General features: G+C 42.6%; 21 protein-coding genes and 1 pseudogene. 19 read left to right on the top strand and 3 right to left on the bottom strand.

Annotated elements, in window-relative coordinates; all coding sequences use genetic code 11:
- Positions 1-241: 241 nt before the first annotated feature.
- A complete protein-coding gene (locus tag L634_RS0116505) occupies positions 242-838 on the top strand; it encodes a hypothetical protein (RefSeq protein WP_026583394.1) in 597 nt (198 codons plus the stop codon).
- 268 nt (positions 839-1,106) lie between these two features.
- Positions 1,107-1,346, top strand: coding sequence for a hypothetical protein (locus tag L634_RS0116500; protein ID WP_026583393.1), 240 nt, complete (start codon positions 1,107-1,109; stop codon positions 1,344-1,346).
- Positions 1,347-1,434: 88 nt separating this feature from the next.
- Here the strand turns inward: L634_RS0116500 and L634_RS0116495 are convergent, their stop codons facing one another.
- Positions 1,435-1,887, bottom strand: coding sequence for a helix-turn-helix domain-containing protein (locus L634_RS0116495; protein ID WP_026583392.1), 453 nt, complete (start codon positions 1,885-1,887; stop codon positions 1,435-1,437).
- A gap of 242 nt (positions 1,888-2,129) precedes the next feature.
- On the opposite strand from L634_RS0116495, the gene L634_RS0116490 reads away from it, so the two are divergent.
- From L634_RS0116490 to ftsZ, 12 genes are all read left to right on the top strand, one after another.
- Entirely contained in the window at positions 2,130-4,397 is a 2,268-nt protein-coding gene (locus tag L634_RS0116490) for a S8 family serine peptidase (protein ID WP_026583391.1), read from the top strand.
- Between the two features lie 303 nt (positions 4,398-4,700).
- Positions 4,701-4,922 carry an AtpZ/AtpI family protein gene (locus L634_RS0116480; RefSeq protein WP_026583390.1) on the top strand — a complete coding sequence of 74 codons (222 nt, stop codon included), beginning with the start codon at positions 4,701-4,703 and terminating at the stop codon, positions 4,920-4,922.
- Between the two features lie 5 nt (positions 4,923-4,927).
- On the top strand, positions 4,928-5,302 hold the full coding sequence (locus tag L634_RS0116475) for an ATP synthase subunit I (RefSeq protein WP_026583389.1): 375 nt from the start codon (positions 4,928-4,930) through the stop codon (positions 5,300-5,302).
- A 21-nt stretch (positions 5,303-5,323) separates the two neighbouring features.
- Positions 5,324-6,034, top strand: a complete 711-nt coding sequence (gene atpB, locus L634_RS0116470) for a F0F1 ATP synthase subunit A (RefSeq protein ID WP_026583388.1) — start codon at positions 5,324-5,326, stop codon at positions 6,032-6,034.
- A 74-nt stretch (positions 6,035-6,108) separates the two neighbouring features.
- Entirely contained in the window at positions 6,109-6,321 is a 213-nt protein-coding gene (atpE, locus tag L634_RS0116465) for a F0F1 ATP synthase subunit C (RefSeq protein ID WP_009332220.1), read from the top strand.
- Positions 6,322-6,591: 270 nt separating this feature from the next.
- Positions 6,592-7,113, top strand: coding sequence for a F0F1 ATP synthase subunit B (locus tag L634_RS0116460; protein ID WP_026583387.1), 522 nt, complete (start codon positions 6,592-6,594; stop codon positions 7,111-7,113).
- Positions 7,110-7,646: a F0F1 ATP synthase subunit delta gene (locus L634_RS0116455; protein WP_026583386.1), complete on the top strand. Its 537-nt coding sequence runs from the start codon at positions 7,110-7,112 to the stop codon at positions 7,644-7,646. The genes L634_RS0116460 and L634_RS0116455 overlap by 4 nt, the downstream gene beginning before the upstream one ends.
- Positions 7,647-7,670: 24 nt before the next feature.
- Positions 7,671-9,179, top strand: coding sequence for a F0F1 ATP synthase subunit alpha (gene atpA, locus L634_RS0116450; protein WP_026583385.1), 1,509 nt, complete (start codon positions 7,671-7,673; stop codon positions 9,177-9,179).
- A gap of 88 nt (positions 9,180-9,267) precedes the next feature.
- A complete protein-coding gene (locus L634_RS0116445; RefSeq protein WP_026583384.1) occupies positions 9,268-10,125 on the top strand; it encodes a F0F1 ATP synthase subunit gamma in 858 nt (285 codons plus the stop codon).
- Positions 10,126-10,237: 112 nt separating this feature from the next.
- Positions 10,238-11,659 carry a F0F1 ATP synthase subunit beta gene (atpD, locus tag L634_RS0116440; RefSeq protein WP_026583383.1) on the top strand — a complete coding sequence of 474 codons (1,422 nt, stop codon included), beginning with the start codon at positions 10,238-10,240 and terminating at the stop codon, positions 11,657-11,659.
- Between the two features lie 22 nt (positions 11,660-11,681).
- Positions 11,682-12,089, top strand: coding sequence for a F0F1 ATP synthase subunit epsilon (locus L634_RS0116435; RefSeq protein ID WP_026583382.1), 408 nt, complete (start codon positions 11,682-11,684; stop codon positions 12,087-12,089).
- Positions 12,090-12,425: 336 nt separating this feature from the next.
- Positions 12,426-13,592, top strand: a complete 1,167-nt coding sequence (ftsZ, locus tag L634_RS0116430; protein WP_026583381.1) for a cell division protein FtsZ — start codon at positions 12,426-12,428, stop codon at positions 13,590-13,592.
- A 211-nt stretch (positions 13,593-13,803) separates the two neighbouring features.
- Here ftsZ and L634_RS0116425 read toward each other — a convergent pair whose 3' ends face one another.
- A complete protein-coding gene (locus L634_RS0116425) occupies positions 13,804-13,989 on the bottom strand; it encodes a hypothetical protein (protein WP_026583380.1) in 186 nt (61 codons plus the stop codon).
- Between the two features lie 221 nt (positions 13,990-14,210).
- Here L634_RS0116425 and L634_RS0116420 point away from each other — a divergent pair, with 221 nt between their 5' ends.
- Entirely contained in the window at positions 14,211-14,456 is a 246-nt protein-coding gene (locus L634_RS0116420) for a hypothetical protein (RefSeq protein ID WP_034262812.1), read from the top strand.
- Between the two features lie 66 nt (positions 14,457-14,522).
- Here the strand turns inward: L634_RS0116420 and L634_RS0116415 are convergent, their stop codons facing one another.
- On the bottom strand, positions 14,523-15,248 hold the full coding sequence (locus L634_RS0116415; RefSeq protein ID WP_026583378.1) for a LysM peptidoglycan-binding and 3D domain-containing protein: 726 nt from the start codon (positions 15,246-15,248) through the stop codon (positions 14,523-14,525).
- 657 nt (positions 15,249-15,905) lie between these two features.
- Here L634_RS0116415 and L634_RS0116410 point away from each other — a divergent pair.
- The 4 genes and pseudogenes from L634_RS0116410 to L634_RS31310 all read left to right on the top strand — a co-directional run.
- Positions 15,906-16,127: a hypothetical protein gene (locus L634_RS0116410; protein WP_026583377.1), complete on the top strand. Its 222-nt coding sequence runs from the start codon at positions 15,906-15,908 to the stop codon at positions 16,125-16,127.
- A gap of 789 nt (positions 16,128-16,916) precedes the next feature.
- Positions 16,917-17,291 carry an NADH-quinone oxidoreductase subunit A gene (locus L634_RS0116400; protein WP_026583376.1) on the top strand — a complete coding sequence of 125 codons (375 nt, stop codon included), beginning with the start codon at positions 16,917-16,919 and terminating at the stop codon, positions 17,289-17,291.
- Positions 17,282-17,794: a NuoB/complex I 20 kDa subunit family protein gene (locus tag L634_RS0116395; RefSeq protein ID WP_026583375.1), complete on the top strand. Its 513-nt coding sequence runs from the start codon at positions 17,282-17,284 to the stop codon at positions 17,792-17,794. Before L634_RS0116400 ends, L634_RS0116395 begins: the two co-directional genes overlap by 10 nt.
- Before the next feature lie 3 nt (positions 17,795-17,797).
- Positions 17,798-18,033 (top strand): annotated as a pseudogene (locus tag L634_RS31310) (NADH-quinone oxidoreductase subunit C); the annotation flags it as partial.

Genomic DNA, 18,033 nt, shown 5'->3' with positions numbered 1-18,033 from the left:
TGGTTGGATGGTTGATGTTGGTTTTAGTGGAAATGTTGACATAGCAGTGTTATTTGGGAGTTTAAAGATTTAAGGTCTATTGTGTCATGGGTGAATGATGGTAATTGCAGGTGATCACATAGGTGGAAATCGGCAGCAAAATTAAGCGTGGTGGTTTTGTTGGCGGTTAGGTGGTTGAACATGGGTATTGCCCTTCGGTTGCTGGGTGATCCGCAAGAAACCAAGAAAGGTGCTGAGGACGTTGGCAAATCAGTATTTGACAATGAAGGAGCTCAAGGAAGCGCTTCCGGACATACCTGAAAATAGTTTGAAACGTTATTTGCAGGAGCATGCAGAATACATAAATTTCAAGAAAGAACATAATCGCTATAAAGTACAGGCTTCAGAAGTAGAAAAACTAAAGTTCATCAGAAAATTATACTCAGACGGATTAAAGAAGGAAGAGGTTACAGCAAAACTCGAGGAAGCCGGAATCCCAGTCATTATCACAGTGGATAATGAGGAAGAGAGCACAAGCACATCGCTAATGAATGTTAATCATGAGCTTACCGATATGAAAAAGCTTGTCAGTTTTTTAGTACAGCAAAATGAACAATCACGCCTTTCACAAAATAAAATCAGAGAGCAAAACAAACAGCTGATTCACGAAGTTCAAGAGCTTAAACAGACGATAGAAGAGTTAAGAAGAGCCCAGGAACAGGGCCATGAAAAAGAAAGTGAAAAAGTCACTTCCCTCTATGAAAAGCTCATGGCAACGCAGAAATCAGTGGAAGAAGTAGCAATTGCCGTGGAAGCTGAAAAGACCAAAAGCATCTGGCAAAAACTATTTGGAAAGTAAAGAAAAGTTTGTTTTTTTAAATATACGTTTTTGTCTAAAGCTAACGGGGTATTGGCATAGTGATTTATATACTAATTTGTTTAGCTGCGGCGCCCTGTCGACTCGGCATGCTTTCCTAACCTCGTCTGCGACGGTGCACGGGATATGCAAGTAAGGTGAGGCGCATAGTACATGCGTGTTTCCGAGTATTATAAGGTCAACATCGAATTGGTATAGCTCTTCATCGATGGTCAAGGGCGCCTTCACTTTTCTAACGGGAGGTTGAATAATGAGAGCATTGGCTGTTTTAGAGGCGGTTTTAATCCTCTGGATCGTCTTGTTGCTTGGATCATTAATAGGAACCTTAATATCAGAGGGGCTTATTGCCATGGTATTTAAGCTGGCAGAAGGCAAAGGCGTTATCCTCACATTATTATTAATTTCCGCAACGATAACGGATATGTGGAGAGATAAAAAGCGAGATCGGCTTATTCAAAAAGGGAAGCTTGAGCCGAACCAGTTATTTTAAAACATAGGAAAAGACGTGATGAATAATAAAAATCAAAAAAACTCGCCGCAATTTGGCGAGTTTTCCTCTTTATTGCTTCTTGCATCTGTCAGTCTTCTTTAAATTTATCCTTAACAATACTGGAACCAATCCCTGCTCCGATCATTAAAATTAAAGATCCAAAATTCCATAAAAAAGATCCGCCAAACAATGTAAAATCAAAAGGAGTCCATTTATTAATAATTAGAATGCCTATTTTGATTATCAAGAGAACAATACCTAATAAAAACAAAACATCAAATAAAAATTTTAATTTCGGATATGCTAGTTGCTTACTATCCTGGATTACCTTTTCTTTCAACTCCTCATCACTCCTTAACAATTCATCAATTGTTAAACCAAAGAGATCACTAACTTTGATGATGATTTCAATGCTAGGGTAATTCTGGCCATTTTCCCATTTTGAAACTGACTGCCGGCTTACAAAAAGCTTTTCTGCCAGCTCTTCTTGTGACCAGCCTTTATTCTTTCTCTCATTTCTTAATTTCTCGCCAAATATCATTTCATCTATCACCTTTCTGTAATCTCTAATTCAATATTGTTAAATTCGATGCGAAAAGTAAAGATAGCTGTAGTTGCAATGCCCGCAACTGCTAGTTGACATAAAGAATTCCTGGCATATTCAAAACAAATTTGTTGTTTTTTAATGAATGAGAAAACGGCAATTTTTAATAAGCAAACAAACACGCATACTCATTCTATATTCAGCCCACCCTAAAAACAAAAAGAGGGTGGGGTTTTTTTATGAAAAAATTATTGGCGATTTTTGCGATTTTGATAACTGTATTTGGCCAAACGCCTGTCTCAGGACGCACACTTTCACACCCGCCCATTCCGCAAGAGTCGCCTGATATTGAAAAGGTAGCTATTGTTGTCTTGAGCGAGGAAGAGGGGAAAGAGAAAATAAAAAGGCTGGCTGAGAAAAACCCAGACCTGGAAATCAGGTATATTTACAAACATGCGCTGAACGGTTTTTCAGTTAAAGGGAAGCAATCCGCTCTGAACAGTCTGCTGAAAAAAGAAGGAGTTTCCGCTGTTTCCCCAATTAACACCTATTATGTTCATTCCGGTGATAATATCAAACTGATTGGCGGAATTGATGCAAGAGGCTATTATGACAAAAAAAATCAGCGCCTTACAGGGAAGGGCATTAAGGTAGGCGTGATAGATACTGGCATAGATTATAATCATCCTGACCTGAGAAGAAGCTACGGCGGTGGCCGGGATTTAGTTGATAATGATAAAGATCCGATGGAAACAAAAGCCTCATGGGGCCAGGGCACACTGCACGGCACCCATGTGGCTGGCATTATCGCTGCAAACGGAAGGGTTCAGGGAGTAGCGCCAGAAGCGACCATTATTGCGTATCGTGCTCTTGGGCCAGGCGGCAGCGGGACAACAGAACAGGTAATTGCAGCCATTGACCAGGCGATAAAGGATAAGGTAGACGTATTGAATCTTTCCTTAGGGAACAACGTAAACGGACCTGACCTTCCCATTAGTCTTGCCCTTAATAAGGCAGTAGAAAAGGGGATTACAGCAGTCACCTCTTCCGGCAACTCCGGACCGAATATATGGACTGTCGGATCTCCGGGTACAGCATCGAAGGCCATTTCGGTAGGCGCATCAACCCCAACCATGAAGGTGCCATTCCTCAACATTGGCGGACAGAAAATCCGGCTCGACCTCCTTCAGGGATCAAAGGATTGGGCGTTTGACAGGTCCTATGAAATTGTGGATGGCGGGATGGGGCGTAAGGAAGAATTAAAGGATGCTGAGGGCAAAATTGTGTTAGTAGAAAGAGGAGTACTGACATTTACCGATAAAGCGGTCAATGCCTTGGAAGCTGGTGCGGCAGGAGTTATTATTTTTAATAACACAAAAGGAAGGTTCTTTGGCAACTTGGACAGCGGGGTACCGATTCCGGTTGCAGCTCTATCCAAGGAAGAAGGGGAAGAGCTAAGGAGCCTTGCTAAAAAAGGCAGTCTCTTTGCCCGTACTTATATAATAGAAGAAAAGGATATCTTGGCGGACTTTAGTTCGCGCGGACCTGTAACTTCTACATGGGAAATTAAGCCGGATGTAGTAGCGCCAGGAGTGGCCATTAATAGTACAATACCTGGCGGATATCTTGCGCTGCAGGGGACAAGCATGGCAGCTCCGCATGTCGCGGGAGCATGTGCCATCATTAAACAGGCCCATCCTGATTGGGGGCCGGATAAAATTAAGGCAGCACTAATGAATACGGCAAAGCCACTTATTAATAATGAGGGAAACCTATATAGAACGTATGAGCAGGGAGCGGGCAGGATTCAACTCGAAAAAGCCCTGAAAACTGAAACGATTGTCCATCCGGCTTCTCTGCAATTTGGGAAATTCCAGATAGCCGATAGACTGCATGATCACAGCAGTTATGTAACAGTTGAAAACGTTGGCGAAAAGAAGAAGTCCTATACTTTTTCTGTTCCGCATAAGGAGCAGGGCATCAATTGGGAAATGCCAATGTCTTTTCAATTAAAGCCGGGAGAAAAGAAGAAAGTTGAAATTAAGATGTCGGCAGATCCAACTCTTTTAAAGAAGAAGATCCATGATGGGAACGTGCTGCTTTCAGCAGGAACAGAAAAAATAAGGATCCCGTTCCTCTATGTGCTCGAGGAACCCAATTACCCGAGAGTAATGGGATTTGGCCTTGGCAAGGGAGATAAAGAGAATACGTATCGATATGAAGTTTATTTGCCAGGCGGCGCAGAGGAATTTGGAATTGCCATGTTTAATTCGGAAAGCCTCCGTTTCATGGGATTTTTGGACTGGAAAAGGAATGTAGGCAAGGGGCAGATTCAGCAGGAGATTCCTGCGGACAAGCTTCCGGGACCGGGGCTGTATTTGGCAAAAGTATTTGCTAAAAAAGCAGGCAAAGAGGACTGGATAGAGACATATCTCTTTGTAAAGCCTGATGGGGAGCTTGGAGAACCGGAACTTTCGGGAAATAAAAAGAGATCAGAAAATGAATGAAAATGGCGTTAACAAAGGGTTTTTAGGGGCGATGCAGAAACTCGCTCCTTTTTCAATAGAATGGAAAAAATTAATTGTGATAAATCTGTGAACATACCATATTTTTACCTTTTTGTTTGTGAACTTTTTCACTCCAAACGCATTGACATTGACAATGCCCTATTGTATGCTTACAAAGGGTAAAAGATGATAGGGTTTTCAAAATATTTGTGCAGACATATTTCCCACTTCTGCATGATGTTAATGTGATTAATTATGGCCTCAAAACCCACTTACCATTCTCTTAAGAGAGGATGCGTTTTTATGCGTCAAAAAGACCGCAAACCATTTAAGGCGATGGCCTTAATGTCCGCCATTCTTTCTCAATTAGCAGGTTCCACTCTCATTGGCATTTTCGCAGGAAGATGGCTTGACAGCAAGGCAGAAACGGAGCCGATATTCCTATTAATCGGCTTGTTCATTGGACTGGGCGCCGGGATTTACGCCATGCTTCGCTTAATCCAACATTTCTTCACAGGAGAATAAACATCATGCCGGAAATCAAAGCAATTTATCAAAGACAGCGAAAATACATATTCTTGTTGTTGTCTGTATACGTTCTCGGCTGGGGTTTTACACCTTATCAATCTATATTCCTGGGTTTGATCCTTGGTACAAGCCTTAGTCTGTTCAATCTGTGGCTGATTTCAAGAAAGACGCTGCAGTTTGGTGAGGCAGTCGAGAGAGGCGAGAAGGTGCGTTCACTTGGGACGGTATCCAGAATGGCTACGGCAGTGCTTGCTGTCATGATTGCTCTGGAATATCCTGAAAACCTGCATCTTTTCAGTGTTGTATTTGGATTAATGACATCCTATATTGTCATTATGATAGATTATTTTCTTCAATCTTTTCATTTACGTAAATAGCGGGAAGAGAGGTGAACACTATTGCATCATGAAGCTCCTATAGTGGATTTTTTAGGATTGAATTTTAACTTATCTAACGTTCTTATGATTACAGTGGCAAGTGCTATTGTTTTCATTATTGCTTTGCTTTCCACCCGTCGACTTGCCATGAAACCAACGGGAATGCAAAACTTCTTCGAATGGGTCATGGACTTTGTTAAGAATATCATTAACAGTACGATGGACTGGAAAACAGGCGGAAGGTTCCATATCCTTGGATTAACCCTGATCATGTATATTTTTGTATCAAACATGCTCGGTCTTCCGTTTGCGGTCACTTATGATCACACTTTATGGTGGAAATCGCCAACAGCCGATCCTGTTATCACCTTAACTTTAGCGGCTATGGTTGTGGGGCTATCGCATTACTATGGCGTGAAGCTTAAGGGAGTTGGAGAATACGGCCGGGAATTCTTCAGGCCAATGCCTTTCTTGTTCCCATTGAAAATCATTGAAGAGTTTGCAAATACTCTGACACTTGGTCTTCGTCTATACGGTAATATCTACGCAGGTGAAATCCTGCTGACATTGCTTGTCGGAGGACTTGCATCATCAACAGGCGGTATGTTTGCAGCGATCCTGCCGACAATCGTATGGCAAGGATTCTCAATCTTTGTCGGATCTATCCAGGCATTCATTTTCTGTATGTTAACAATGGTTTATATGGCACACAAAGTGAGTCATGACCATTAATATATACCTGTTCATTTATGGACAAAACCTTTTAAACAAATAAATTTTTATACAATTTAAGGAGGAACTCAATAATGGGTCTTTTAGCAGCAGCAATTGCAATCGGTTTAGCAGCACTAGGTGCCGGTATCGGTAACGGTCTTATCGTTTCTAAAACAGTAGAAGGTATGGCTCGCCAGCCAGAAGCTCGCGGTATGCTTCAAACTACAATGTTCATCGGGGTTGCGTTAGTAGAGGCTGTTCCGATCATTGGCGTAGTTATCGCGTTCATGGTTATCGGCGGTTAATTCATACTGTACAAATCGTTCAAAATGGCGAAGATCATTCCATGAACCTTCGCCATTCCTTTATGTTAAATAAAAACAATTTCTATAATAATGATTCAAATTAGAGAATTGTCTAGCTACAGCGCCTACCCCCTCGAGGGTGCTTGTCGGGGGTGAGCATCAAGGAAAGCTTCCTTGAACATGCTTCGCAGGAACAAGCGGTTTTTGTTTGTTTCGAAGGCGCTTGCGCTTTTCTTATAGTGAACGACTCTTGAAGGGAGTGAATCGAGGGTGTTAACAAACAGTCTAGTTTTAGGTGCTGCAGGCGGCGGTTTTAACGGCGGGGACATTTTGTACCAGCTGGTCATGTTCATCATTTTGTTGGCATTGCTGAAAAAATTCGCGTGGGGTCCATTAATGGGCATTATGCAGCAGCGTGAAGAGCACATTGCAGGCGAAATAGAAGCGGCTGAGCAAAGCCGTGCAGAAGCAAAGAAACTTTTGGAAGAGCAAAGAACTCTTTTAAAAGAAGCTCGTACAGAAGCACAAGGCCTTATCGAAAATGCGAAGAAACAAGGCGATGTGCAGCGTGAAGAGATCATTGCGGCTGCCCGCACGGAGGCAGATCGCATTAAGGAATCTGCTAAGCTTGAAATTGAGCAGCAGAAAGAACAAGCGGTTGCCGCTATTCGCGAGCAGGTCGCTTCATTGTCTGTCCTAATTGCTTCTAAAGTAATTGAGAAGGAATTAAGTGCAGCTGATCAAGAAAAGCTGATCAATGAATACATTCAAGAGGCGGGAGAAAAGCGATGAGCAACTCCACGGTAGCAAAGCGCTACGCGTTGGCTCTTTTCCAGCTTGCGAATGAACACCAGCTTCTTGACCAAATGGAAGAAGAGCTTCGTGCAGTGAAAGAAGTAGTAAACCATAACTCAGATTTAAAAGCAGTTTTAAAATCTCCAAAGCTTCCAATTGAGAAGAAAAAAGAGATTTTAAAAGGTGCATTTGCATCTGTGAACACATATGTACTAAATACGTTAATGATATTAATTGAGCGCCATCGCGAAGACCATATTTCCGATGTGGCGGATCATTTTATAAGTCTTGCAAATGACAAAAAAGGAATTGCGGATGCAAAAGTTTATACGGTTCGCCCTTTAACTGAAGCGGAAAAGGATGCTTTATCCGAGTCATTTGCGGCTAAGGTTGGGAAAAAGTCACTTCGTATTGACAATATAGTTGATACTAACTTGCTCGGCGGCATCAAGCTTCGGATCGGAAACCGGATTTTCGACGGCAGCTTGCGAGGGAAGCTAGAGCGTCTTGAACGTCAATTGTTAGGCTAAGATTCGTAGATAGGGGTGAAACTCATGAGCATCAATGCTGAAGAAATCAGTGCGCTGATAAAAAAGCAAATCGAAAACTATCAGTCGGAAATTCAAGTGAGTGATGTAGGTACGGTTATCTCTGTTGGTGACGGTATCGCTCGTGCTCATGGCCTCGACAATGTCATGGCTGGAGAACTTGTTGAATTTTCAAACGGCGTTATGGGTATGGCACAAAACCTTGAAGAAAATAACGTCGGTATTATCATTTTAGGACCATTTACAGAAATCCGCGAAGGCGACGAAGTACGCCGCACGGGCCGCATCATGGAGGTACCGGTTGGTGAAGAGCTAATCGGGCGTGTAGTAAATCCTCTAGGACAGCCAGTAGATGGCATGGGACCAATTAACACAACAAAGACTCGTCCAATTGAAAGCCCGGCACCAGGTGTAATGGATCGTAAATCCGTACACGAGCCGCTTCAAACAGGTATCAAAGCGATCGACGCTCTTGTTCCAATCGGACGCGGTCAGCGTGAGTTAATTATCGGGGACCGTCAAACAGGTAAAACATCCGTTGCAATTGATACAATCCTTAATCAGAAGGATCAGAATATGGTATGTATCTATGTTGCAATCGGGCAGAAAGAATCTACAGTTCGTAATGCAGTAGAAACTTTGCGTAAGCAAGGTGCATTAGATTACACAATCGTTGTAACAGCATCAGCATCTCAGCCGGCTCCATTATTATACCTGGCTCCTTATGCTGGTGTATCAATGGCTGAAGAGTTCATGTACAACGGCAAGCACGTTCTTGTTGTGTATGATGACTTAACAAAGCAAGCGGCAGCTTACCGTGAACTTTCATTGCTATTGCGCCGTCCTCCAGGCCGTGAAGCATATCCAGGGGACGTATTCTACTTGCACAGCCGTTTACTTGAGCGTGCTGCAAAGTTGAGCGATGCGAAAGGTGCAGGTTCAATCACTGCGCTTCCATTTATTGAAACACAAGCAGGCGACGTTTCTGCTTACATTCCAACAAATGTTATCTCAATCACTGACGGACAAATCTTCTTGCAGTCTGACCTATTCTTCTCCGGTGTACGTCCGGCGATCAACGCAGGTCTTTCTGTATCACGTGTAGGTGGATCTGCACAGATCAAAGCTATGAAAAAGGTTGCAGGTACTCTGCGTCTTGACCTTGCTTCTTACCGTGAACTAGAATCATTTGCCCAGTTCGGTTCTGACCTTGATAAAGCAACACAGGCTAAACTTAACCGTGGTGCCCGTACAGTAGAGGTTCTAAAGCAGGATCTTAACAAGCCGTTAAAAGTTGAGAAGCAGGTTGCAATCCTTTACGCTCTTACTCGCGGCTTCTTAGATGACATTCCTGTACAGGATATTCGTCGTTTCGAATCTGAATTCCTTTCATGGTTAGACCATAACCGCAAAGATTTGTTAGACCATATCGTGAAAACAAAAGAACTTCCTTCTGATGACGATATGGCATCTGCGATTAACGACTTTAAGAAAACATTCGCAGTATCCGAATAATGAAGATTGCCTTTTAGGTGGGATAATTAATCCCACCATGGCATCTTAGTTCGGTTCTGACAAACTTGTATAAGGGTGGTGAGAACCTGTGGCATCATTACGCGATATAAAAAATCGTATTACTTCTACGAAGAAAACGAGTCAAATTACAAAAGCGATGCAGATGGTATCGGCTGCAAAAATGAATAAGGCTGAAATGAATGCTAAGTCATTTGTCCCTTATATGGAAAAAATCCAGGAAGTTACTGCATCTGTCGCTTCGGGAAGCAAGGATGTATCACATCCAATGCTGACTAGCCGCCCTGTCAAGAAGACTGGATACCTCGTGATCACGTCTGACCGCGGACTTGCCGGAGCTTACAACAGTAACGTGCTGCGCAGTGTATACCAGACGATTCAAAAACGCCATAAATCACCGGATGAGTATGCAATTATTGCTATCGGACGTGTTGGGCGTGACTTTTTCAGAAAGCGCAATATGAACGTTATTCTGGATATCGTTGCCGTTGCAGACCAGCCTGCATTCGCTGAAATCAAGGATATTGCCAGCAAGACTGTTGGCATGTTCGCTGATGAAACATTTGATGAATTATATATGTACTACAGCCATTATGTCAGCGCGATTCAACAGGATGTAACAGAGAAGAAGGTACTCCCGCTTACGGATATCTCCAGCTCTAAAAAGCTTACATCATATGAGTTCGAGCCATCGGCTGAAGAAATTTTAAAAGTATTGCTGCCTCAATATGCTGAAAGCTTAATCTACGGAGCGCTTTTAGACAGTAAGGCAAGTGAGCATGCTGCAAGGATGACGGCGATGCAGAACGCAACGGACAATGCTTCAGAGCTTATCAATTCACTAAGCTTGAGCTACAACCGTGCCCGTCAGGCAGCGATCACGCAAGAAATTACCGAAATCGTCGGCGGAGCAGCCGCGTTAGAGTAATATTTAGTCCAGGCCAGCAAGCGCCAAGGGATGATTGTATGTAGTGAAATAGAGATATTTAGCCGGATTCCTCCGGCGTTACCTCTATTGAAATGAAAGAGGAGGGAAAAAGATGAACAAAGGACGCGTTCTTCAAGTTATGGGTCCGGTTGTTGACGTAAAGTTCGAAAGCGGTCAGCTTCCTGAGATCTATAATGCATTGACAATCTCAAACTCAGCGCGTAATGAATCTGAAGTTGACATCAACTTAACCCTTGAAGTTGCCCTTCATTTAGGTGATGATACAGTTCGTACCATTGCAATGTCTTCTACTGACGGCTTACAGCGCGGAAGTGAAGTTGTTGACACTGGTGCACCGATCTCTGTACCAGTAGGTGATGTAACACTTGGCCGCGTATTCAACGTGCTTGGTGAATCAATCGACTTAGATCCTGCAATTCCTGCAGATGCACGTCGTGATTCCATCCACAGAGAGGCTCCTAATTTTGAGCAGCTTTCTACTGAAGTAGAAATTCTTGAAACTGGAATTAAGGTAGTAGACCTTCTTGCTCCATATATCAAAGGTGGTAAGATCGGTCTATTCGGCGGTGCCGGTGTAGGTAAAACCGTATTAATCCAGGAGCTTATCAATAACATCGCTCAGGAGCACGGAGGTATTTCCGTATTCGCCGGTGTAGGTGAGCGTACTCGTGAAGGTAATGACCTTTATCATGAAATGACTGATTCAGGCGTTATCAAGAAAACAGCCATGGTATTCGGTCAGATGAACGAGCCGCCAGGAGCACGTATGCGTGTTGCCCTGACTGGTTTGACAATGGCAGAATTCTTCCGTGATGACCAAGGACAGGACGTTCTTTTCTTCATGGATAACATCTTCCGTTTCACACAAGCAGGTTCTGAGGTTTCCGCGCTATTAGGCCGTATGCCTTCTGCCGTTGGTTACCAGCCGACACTTGCTACAGAAATGGGTAAATTACAGGAGCGTATCACATCTACTAACGTAGGTTCTGTTACTTCCATCCAGGCGATCTATGTACCAGCCGATGACTATACGGACCCGGCTCCGGCTACAACTTTCGCTCACTTGGATGCGACAACTAACCTTGAGCGTAAGCTTTCTGAAATGGGTATCTATCCAGCGGTGGATCCGTTAGCTTCCACTTCCCGTGCATTGTCACCGGAAATTGTTGGTGAAGAGCACTATTCAGTTGCACGCCAAGTACAGCAAACATTACAGCGTTACAGGGAACTTCAGGATATCATCGCAATCCTTGGTATGGACGAGCTTTCTGATGAAGATAAGCTAGTCGTTGCACGTGCGCGCCGTATCCAGTTCTTCTTATCACAAAACTTCCACGTTGCTGAGCAGTTTACTGGCCAGCCAGGTTCATACGTACCGGTTAAAGAAACAGTTAAAGGCTTTAAAGAAATTCTTGAAGGTAAGTACGACCACCTGCCAGAAGATGCATTCCGACTTGTCGGCCGAATCGAAGAAGTGATCGAGAGTGCAAAGAAAATGGGCGTAGAGGTCTAATTCTGGACCAGGAGGGTAAAAAATGAAGACGATTAAAGTCAGTGTTGTTACTCCCGATGGCCCGGTGTATGAATCAGATGTGGAAATGGTAAGTACGAAAGCTCAAAGCGGTGAGCTTGGAATTTTACCTGGACACATTCCAATGGTTGCACCGTTACAAATTGGAGCCGTTCGTTTAAAAAACGGCGGAAATACAGATTTCGTTGCAGTTAGCGGCGGGCTTTTAGAAGTTCGTCCGGAGCAGGTAACGATCTTGGCGCAATCTGCTGAGCAAGCAGATGAAATCGATGTAGAACGTGCTGTACGTGCGAAAGAGCGTGCAGAAAAGCGCTTAAATGAGCAAAAGCGTGAAGACATCGACTTCCGGCGTGCAGAGCTCGCTCTGCGCCGTGCGATCAATCGTATCGAAGTTTCCGAAAGAAAGTTCTAAAAGATTTCATCAACACCTCCTGGTTTCGGCTGGGAGGTGTTTTTTCGCGATTGGCACAATTTACCACCGTATTTTTTATAAAAATCTGCTCAAAAATTAGACAAAACATTCGAATTCTTTAATATACGCATTTACAATAGAAGAGAGTAGACCTATTTAGGTTACTCTCTTTTTTAAAGATTGGCTGTGTTAAAGGTCATCGTTGATTCTAAAAATTTGTTGATTTCTGCTCCCGGATTGCCTGCGGTTCGTTGAGCACCTGAGCGGAATTCAACAGGTAAAAGTAACAGAGCTAAAAGATTGAAGTAATTTAATTCAGGAAAAGGAGGAGCCGCAATGCTGGAGTTTGATACAAATATAGACCAATACGCTACGATAAAAGTCATCGGAGTCGGCGGCGGGGGTAACAATGCTGTTAACCGAATGATTGAACATGGAGTAGAGGGAGTAGAGTTTATTGCTGTTAATACAGATGGACAAGCTCTGAATCAATCAAAGGCAGAAGTAACAATGCAAATCGGAGCAACCTTGACAAGGGGCCTGGGAGCAGGGGCAAATCCTGAAGTGGGCAGAAAGGCAGCAGAGGAGAGCGAAAGTCAGCTTCGTGAAGTACTGAAGGGTGCTGACATGGTGTTCGTGACTGCCGGAATGGGCGGCGGCACAGGTACTGGGGCTGCCCCAGCAATCGCACGCATTGCCAGGGAGGTTGGTGCATTAACTATTGGTGTTGTAACCCGGCCTTTTAAATTTGAAGGACGCAAGCGTGCTGCAAACGCTGATGCTGGTATCGAAGCGATGAAAAAAGCAGTTGATACTTTAATTATTATACCTAATGATCGGTTACTGGAAATTATCGATAAGAAAACACCTATGCTAGAAGCATTCATGGAAGCGGATAATGTTCTTCGGCAGGGTGTACAGGGCATCTCTGATTTAATTGCCGTACCTGGTTTAATTAATCTTGACTTTGCTGACGTTAAAACAGTGATGTCCCATAAAGGAACAGCCTTAATGGGAATTGGGATAGCTACAGGTGAAGATCGTGCTGCCGAAGCAGCCAGGAAAGCAATATCCAGCCCGCTCCTGGAGACGTCAATTAATGGCGCACGCGGTGTCATCATGAATATTACTGGGGGAGCAAATATAAGCCTGTATGAAGTCCAGGAGGCCGCTGATATCGTGGCATCTGCATCAGATGAAGAAGTGAACATGATTTTTGGTTCTGTCATAAATGATTCCTTAAAGGAAGAAATTATCGTAACGGTTATAGCTACTGGCTTTAATGGTCAAGAAGAGTCTCAGCCTAAACCAAGCTCCAAGCCTCCTATGGAGAAAGAAATGGTGCATACATACCAACAATATCAGTATTCAGAAGAACCACCCCAGCGTCAAGTAAGGGAGCGCAAGGAGCCTGCTCGGGAATATGAACAGCAGCAGCCGGACCTTTCGGAAGAATCCCTTGGTATTCCGGCATTTTTACGCAACCGCAGAAAACGTTTTTAATAGTATAAAAGAAAGGCTGCCCAGCAGAGCAGGGCAGCCTTTCTTTATGTTTTGATGGTTGTTCGGGCGGTTAATAACCGTTGGTTGATATGTTGGTGGTTGGGTGGTTAATGGGCGGGATTTGAGAGAAAATGCAGGAATTTCAAGTTTTTAAAGGTATTGAGAAGGGACAGGCATACGCCTGTCCCTTTATATGCGGGTGATAACCAAATTATTTTATGTGATCATATAGAGAAAGCTGATCGAGGTTTTGATGTGTGGTCATTAGTTTTTTAAGCAGGCTCATAAACTTCTTCTTATCTTCAAAGGGAGTCGAGTCAAGTTCTCTCTTTAATTCATTGCTTTTCTTAACAAGCTCTTCATATTTTTGAATAACTGGGCAGTTGTTGTTAGTCATAAGTATTCTCCTAATTTTAGCTCTTGTCATTACTGTATCACGAAAAACAATTTCAAAGGAAACAAGCGTATTTCATTTATATTAAAATCGAACATGCTATTTAACTAACTTAACTATTCTGTTAAAAATGTCAGATCCTGTTGAATTAACTGGGATAGAGTCATATATTATCAACATGTGCTAAAAAAGACATGGTAAAAGGAAACCTGGAGGTGATCTCCTTGTCAACTGTTTTGTTTGGTACTGTGGAATACTATGAAAGAGAATTAATTTATTATCTTACTGATGCTGCTATGAACAATTCAACGAGGGGAGATGCAGCTAAGAAGGTGTTCAAAATGCTTGAAGCTGAATTATTTAATGTACTTTTATGTACTGATGAAAGTGTCAGGATACAATGCATGCATAATCTTTTAAAAGCATTTGGGACAGTCTCAGATAAGGCCTTGGCAGCATCTGCGCGGTAATCTTAAAAAAATAATAGAACAACAAAGAGGCCCTTACTGATGTAGGCCTCTTTGTTTATATACCATTTAGTTTAGAATAGTAACCTTAACATCTTTTCTGCCCCATTGCATAGCTGCTTCCTCTGTTGGAATAAACACATCGATTTCATTGCCTTTAATTCCTCCGCCAATGTCTTCGGCAGTTGCATAACCATAGCCTTCCACATGTACTTTTGACCCAAGAGGAATTACATCTGGATCAACCGCAATGACTTTCGCGTCAGAATTATCTTTTAGATTAACACCTGTTTTTGTGATGCCGATACATCCTTCGCAGCTGGCCGTATAAGCTGTTGCTGTGACAGTTAGGGTTTTGGCTTTTGTTTGGGCTGGTTCTTTCGTGCTGGCGGCTTTTACTACTGTTTTTGAAGATGCTGCTGCTTTTGCCTGCCCAGCTCCATTTCTATAAATAATAAGCTCTAAGCCTGGTTTAATTAGATCTGATTTCAGGTTGTTCCATTCTTTAAGATTATGAACAGTCACACCATTTGTTTGGGCGATATTCCAGAGAGTATCACCAGATTCTACTATGTAAAATGTTTCGGGTGAAACTTCAAGTTTATCATTTGGTTTGATTAGGTTTGATGATAAGCCGTTCCAGGTTTTTATATCTTCAACTGCTACCTCATGTTTTTGTGCTAGTGACCAAAGAGTATCTCCCTTTTTAACAACTACTTCTTCTGCGTGAGCGCTTGCACCTGCAGCACTCCAGATGGTTATTGCCGCAAGCAAGTAATACAAGTACTTTTTCAATCGAATAACCTCCTAATAGCTTGTTTTATTGTTTTCTATGCTAACATAGAAGATTCTGAGGAAAAGAACAGGGAGGTTATAATTAAATTACGCATATTTCAAGAAGATAACGAGAAAATGTCTATTTAATTGAAAATTCAGATAAGTTAGTCAGATAAGATTAGGGTATTTACATGTATATCCAGATTACAACCATTTAATGGTTTAGTTGGATAATATTTTATTGAATAATCGTTAACAGGAAATTATTAGAATGTTTGGGTTAAAGAGGATTTTAATGGCGGTTCTTAAAACCTTGTCAGGACGGGAAGTTACGCATATATGATAAAAAGTGATGCATATAAGTTAAAAAGTGATGCATATATTTTGGAAGTTGTGTCATAAAAGTCAAAAGTGAGGCGAAAAATCGGTAAAGTTATTCATATATTTTAAAAGTGAACATAAACGGCTCGAATGGAGAAATGATTGATATGTTTTCGATTAAAAAACGTTAGCTAAATTCCGTCATGTACTAGAAATACCCCTGAATGTGTAACATAAAACGAAGTACATGCAAACTAGACATCCCTTCGGGATTGAGATTTATATTTATTGAAGAATTGAGGAAATATAAAGAGGTTAGCAGCAATATTAAAGGTTATGAAGGGATGAAAATGAGTGAAGAATTTTCGGTTTTTATTGAATGACCAGTTCAAGGCTAATGAAATAGCGGAGGACTTGCAGGTACAGCTGGAGGTTAACCGTTTTAATCATGTGAAGGTCGAAGCAGTCGAACAGAGAAATGAAGTTCTTGTACAGGTGCCTGATGCGAATGGACAGCTGGAAGAAGCGGTGGAGAGTTTTATGCGGAATTATCAGGATGGGGAGGTTTTAGAGTAGGGAGTTTTAGTTTAGGAATTAGGATGACACCTTCGGTGTTTAAAGCAAAGAGGGAGAGCGGCAAGAAAGCTGCTTTCCTTTTTGTATGTCTGAAATGGGCTGGATTATTTCTACTATAATATGACCCTGATAGTTTTATGGGATATTTTGGCTTAAGGGCTTTTTTTATGTATCTACTCTTTGAGACCTTCGGTCTTTTTTTATGAAGAGTTTAAAAAGTAGGGGGAGGTGTTACATTTCTCACTGACAGAGGGTATTTTTTGTTTTTAAATGGTAGGTGGAAAGGCTCTTTGTGAAGATTTCATGGATATTGTGGTAGTGCAAGCTCATATATTGTATTGATGGATGCTGGCAAGCTGTATGGGTTAGGCACGTCATCTTCCGCTTCGCTCCAGATCACGTGCAACTTGGTAGGTTTTTGTTTCCCCGAATGGGGAGGGTTCGCTTTTGCGTCATCTCCTGATGTGTTTCGAGGGTGTTTTTTCAGGGAGATCACGCAAACGCTCAGGGGAGGGGGCGCGTGTCGACAATCAGGTTCCTGCTTTGGAAATTCTCTCTCCGCGAGCCGCTGGCGCGTCTCTGGATTCAGCAAGCTGAATCCCTGCCGAACAAAGCTTTTTCCGCTTTTTGAGAGCTCGCTCTCAAACGCTGCAAAATCTTTGTTCGGCAGGTGAGAGAATTTCCAATAATAGTCTGAGGTTGTGTCGACACTTGGGGGTTGTGGTGCTATAATGGTTACGGTTACATGTTTAAATGTTGTGAAAATTTTCAGCATTGGAGGGGATGGGCATGGAGCTTTGGAATTTATATCAAAATAACTATTTGATCGTATTTGTGTTTTTGTGCCTGGGAGTTTTATTGCCCGTGGTGGCTCTGTTTTTGGGGAAGCTTTTGCGTCCCTTTAAGCCACATGATACGAAGTATACCACATATGAGAGCGGGATTGAGCCATTCCATGATTCTAGGGTGCAGTTCAATGTCCGCTATTATATTTTTGCCCTTATGTTTGTCATTTTCGATGTAGAGACAGTGTTCTTATATCCGTGGGCAGTGGCGTACGAGAAGCTTGGCATTTTTGCTTTGATTGAGATGCTGATATTTGTGTTTATGCTTGTTATTGGACTTGTTTATGCATGGAAAAAGAAGGTGCTGAAATGGATTTAAAGTTGGATAATATTACTCCAGAAGAAATGGAAGAATTACAGCGGAATGTGTTTATGGCAACTTTGGAACAGATTAAAGCGTGGGCGCGGAGCAATTCATTGTGGCCAATGACCTTCGGGCTTGCTTGCTGTGCCATCGAAATGATGGGTGTCGGATCTTCGCATTATGATTTGGACCGGTTTGGGTCATTCTTCCGTACTTCACCTCGTCAATCCGATGTCATGATTGTTTCCGGAACCGTAACGAAAAAAATGGCTCCGATTGTTAGGCGCCTATATGATCAGATGCCTGAACCGAAATGGGTCATTGCGATGGGTTCATGTGCAACTGCAGGCGGGCCATATGTGAAGTCCTATGCAGTTGTCAAAGGGGTCGACCAGATCGTCCCTGTAGATGTATACATACCTGGATGTCCGCCGAATCCGGCAGCGTTGATTTATGGAATTAATAAACTGAAAGAAAAAATCCGTTATGAGGCTAAGACTGGGAAGAAGGTGATCTAACCTATGAGCGGAGAAAAGGATCTTGAACAGCTGAAAAAAGAGGCGGCGGCAAAAGCAAAGGCTGCAGCGCTTGCCAAAATGAAAGCAAAACAGCAGGGAGAAGCAAAAGAAGAGCCTCCAGCAGAAGATATGGATCTGGCAAAACAAAAAGCAGCCGCAGCAGCGAAAGCAAAGGCCGCAGCGCTAGCAAAGCAGAAAGCGAAAGAGCAGGGAGAAGCAAAGGAAGAATCTCCGGCAGA

It is taken from the genome of Bacillus sp. J33 (genome assembly GCF_000518885.1).
Taxonomy (GTDB): Bacteria; Bacillota; Bacilli; order Bacillales; family Cytobacillaceae; genus Cytobacillus.
Note: the sequence above shows the minus strand (reverse complement) of the source record. Positions and strands in the feature narration are given on the sequence as shown.

What these genes read in the sequence shown, in the direction of transcription:
- L634_RS0116500 (WP_026583393.1), top strand. Translation starts at nt 1,107, where the DNA reads ATGAGAGCATTGGCTGTTTTAGAGGCGGTTTTAATCCTCTGGATCGTC.
- L634_RS0116495 (WP_026583392.1), bottom strand. Translation starts at nt 1,887, where the DNA reads ATGATATTTGGCGAGAAATTAAGAAATGAGAGAAAGAATAAAGGCTGG.
- L634_RS0116490 (WP_026583391.1), top strand. Translation starts at nt 2,130, where the DNA reads ATGAAAAAATTATTGGCGATTTTTGCGATTTTGATAACTGTATTTGGC.
- L634_RS0116480 (WP_026583390.1), top strand. Translation starts at nt 4,701, where the DNA reads ATGCGTCAAAAAGACCGCAAACCATTTAAGGCGATGGCCTTAATGTCC.
- L634_RS0116475 (WP_026583389.1), top strand. Translation starts at nt 4,928, where the DNA reads ATGCCGGAAATCAAAGCAATTTATCAAAGACAGCGAAAATACATATTC.
- atpE (WP_009332220.1), top strand. Translation starts at nt 6,109, where the DNA reads ATGGGTCTTTTAGCAGCAGCAATTGCAATCGGTTTAGCAGCACTAGGT.
- L634_RS0116455 (WP_026583386.1), top strand. Translation starts at nt 7,110, where the DNA reads ATGAGCAACTCCACGGTAGCAAAGCGCTACGCGTTGGCTCTTTTCCAG.
- atpA (WP_026583385.1), top strand. Translation starts at nt 7,671, where the DNA reads ATGAGCATCAATGCTGAAGAAATCAGTGCGCTGATAAAAAAGCAAATC.
- atpD (WP_026583383.1), top strand. Translation starts at nt 10,238, where the DNA reads ATGAACAAAGGACGCGTTCTTCAAGTTATGGGTCCGGTTGTTGACGTA.
- L634_RS0116435 (WP_026583382.1), top strand. Translation starts at nt 11,682, where the DNA reads ATGAAGACGATTAAAGTCAGTGTTGTTACTCCCGATGGCCCGGTGTAT.
- ftsZ (WP_026583381.1), top strand. Translation starts at nt 12,426, where the DNA reads ATGCTGGAGTTTGATACAAATATAGACCAATACGCTACGATAAAAGTC.
- L634_RS0116425 (WP_026583380.1), bottom strand. Translation starts at nt 13,989, where the DNA reads ATGACTAACAACAACTGCCCAGTTATTCAAAAATATGAAGAGCTTGTT.
- L634_RS0116400 (WP_026583376.1), top strand. Translation starts at nt 16,917, where the DNA reads ATGGAGCTTTGGAATTTATATCAAAATAACTATTTGATCGTATTTGTG.
- L634_RS0116395 (WP_026583375.1), top strand. Translation starts at nt 17,282, where the DNA reads ATGGATTTAAAGTTGGATAATATTACTCCAGAAGAAATGGAAGAATTA.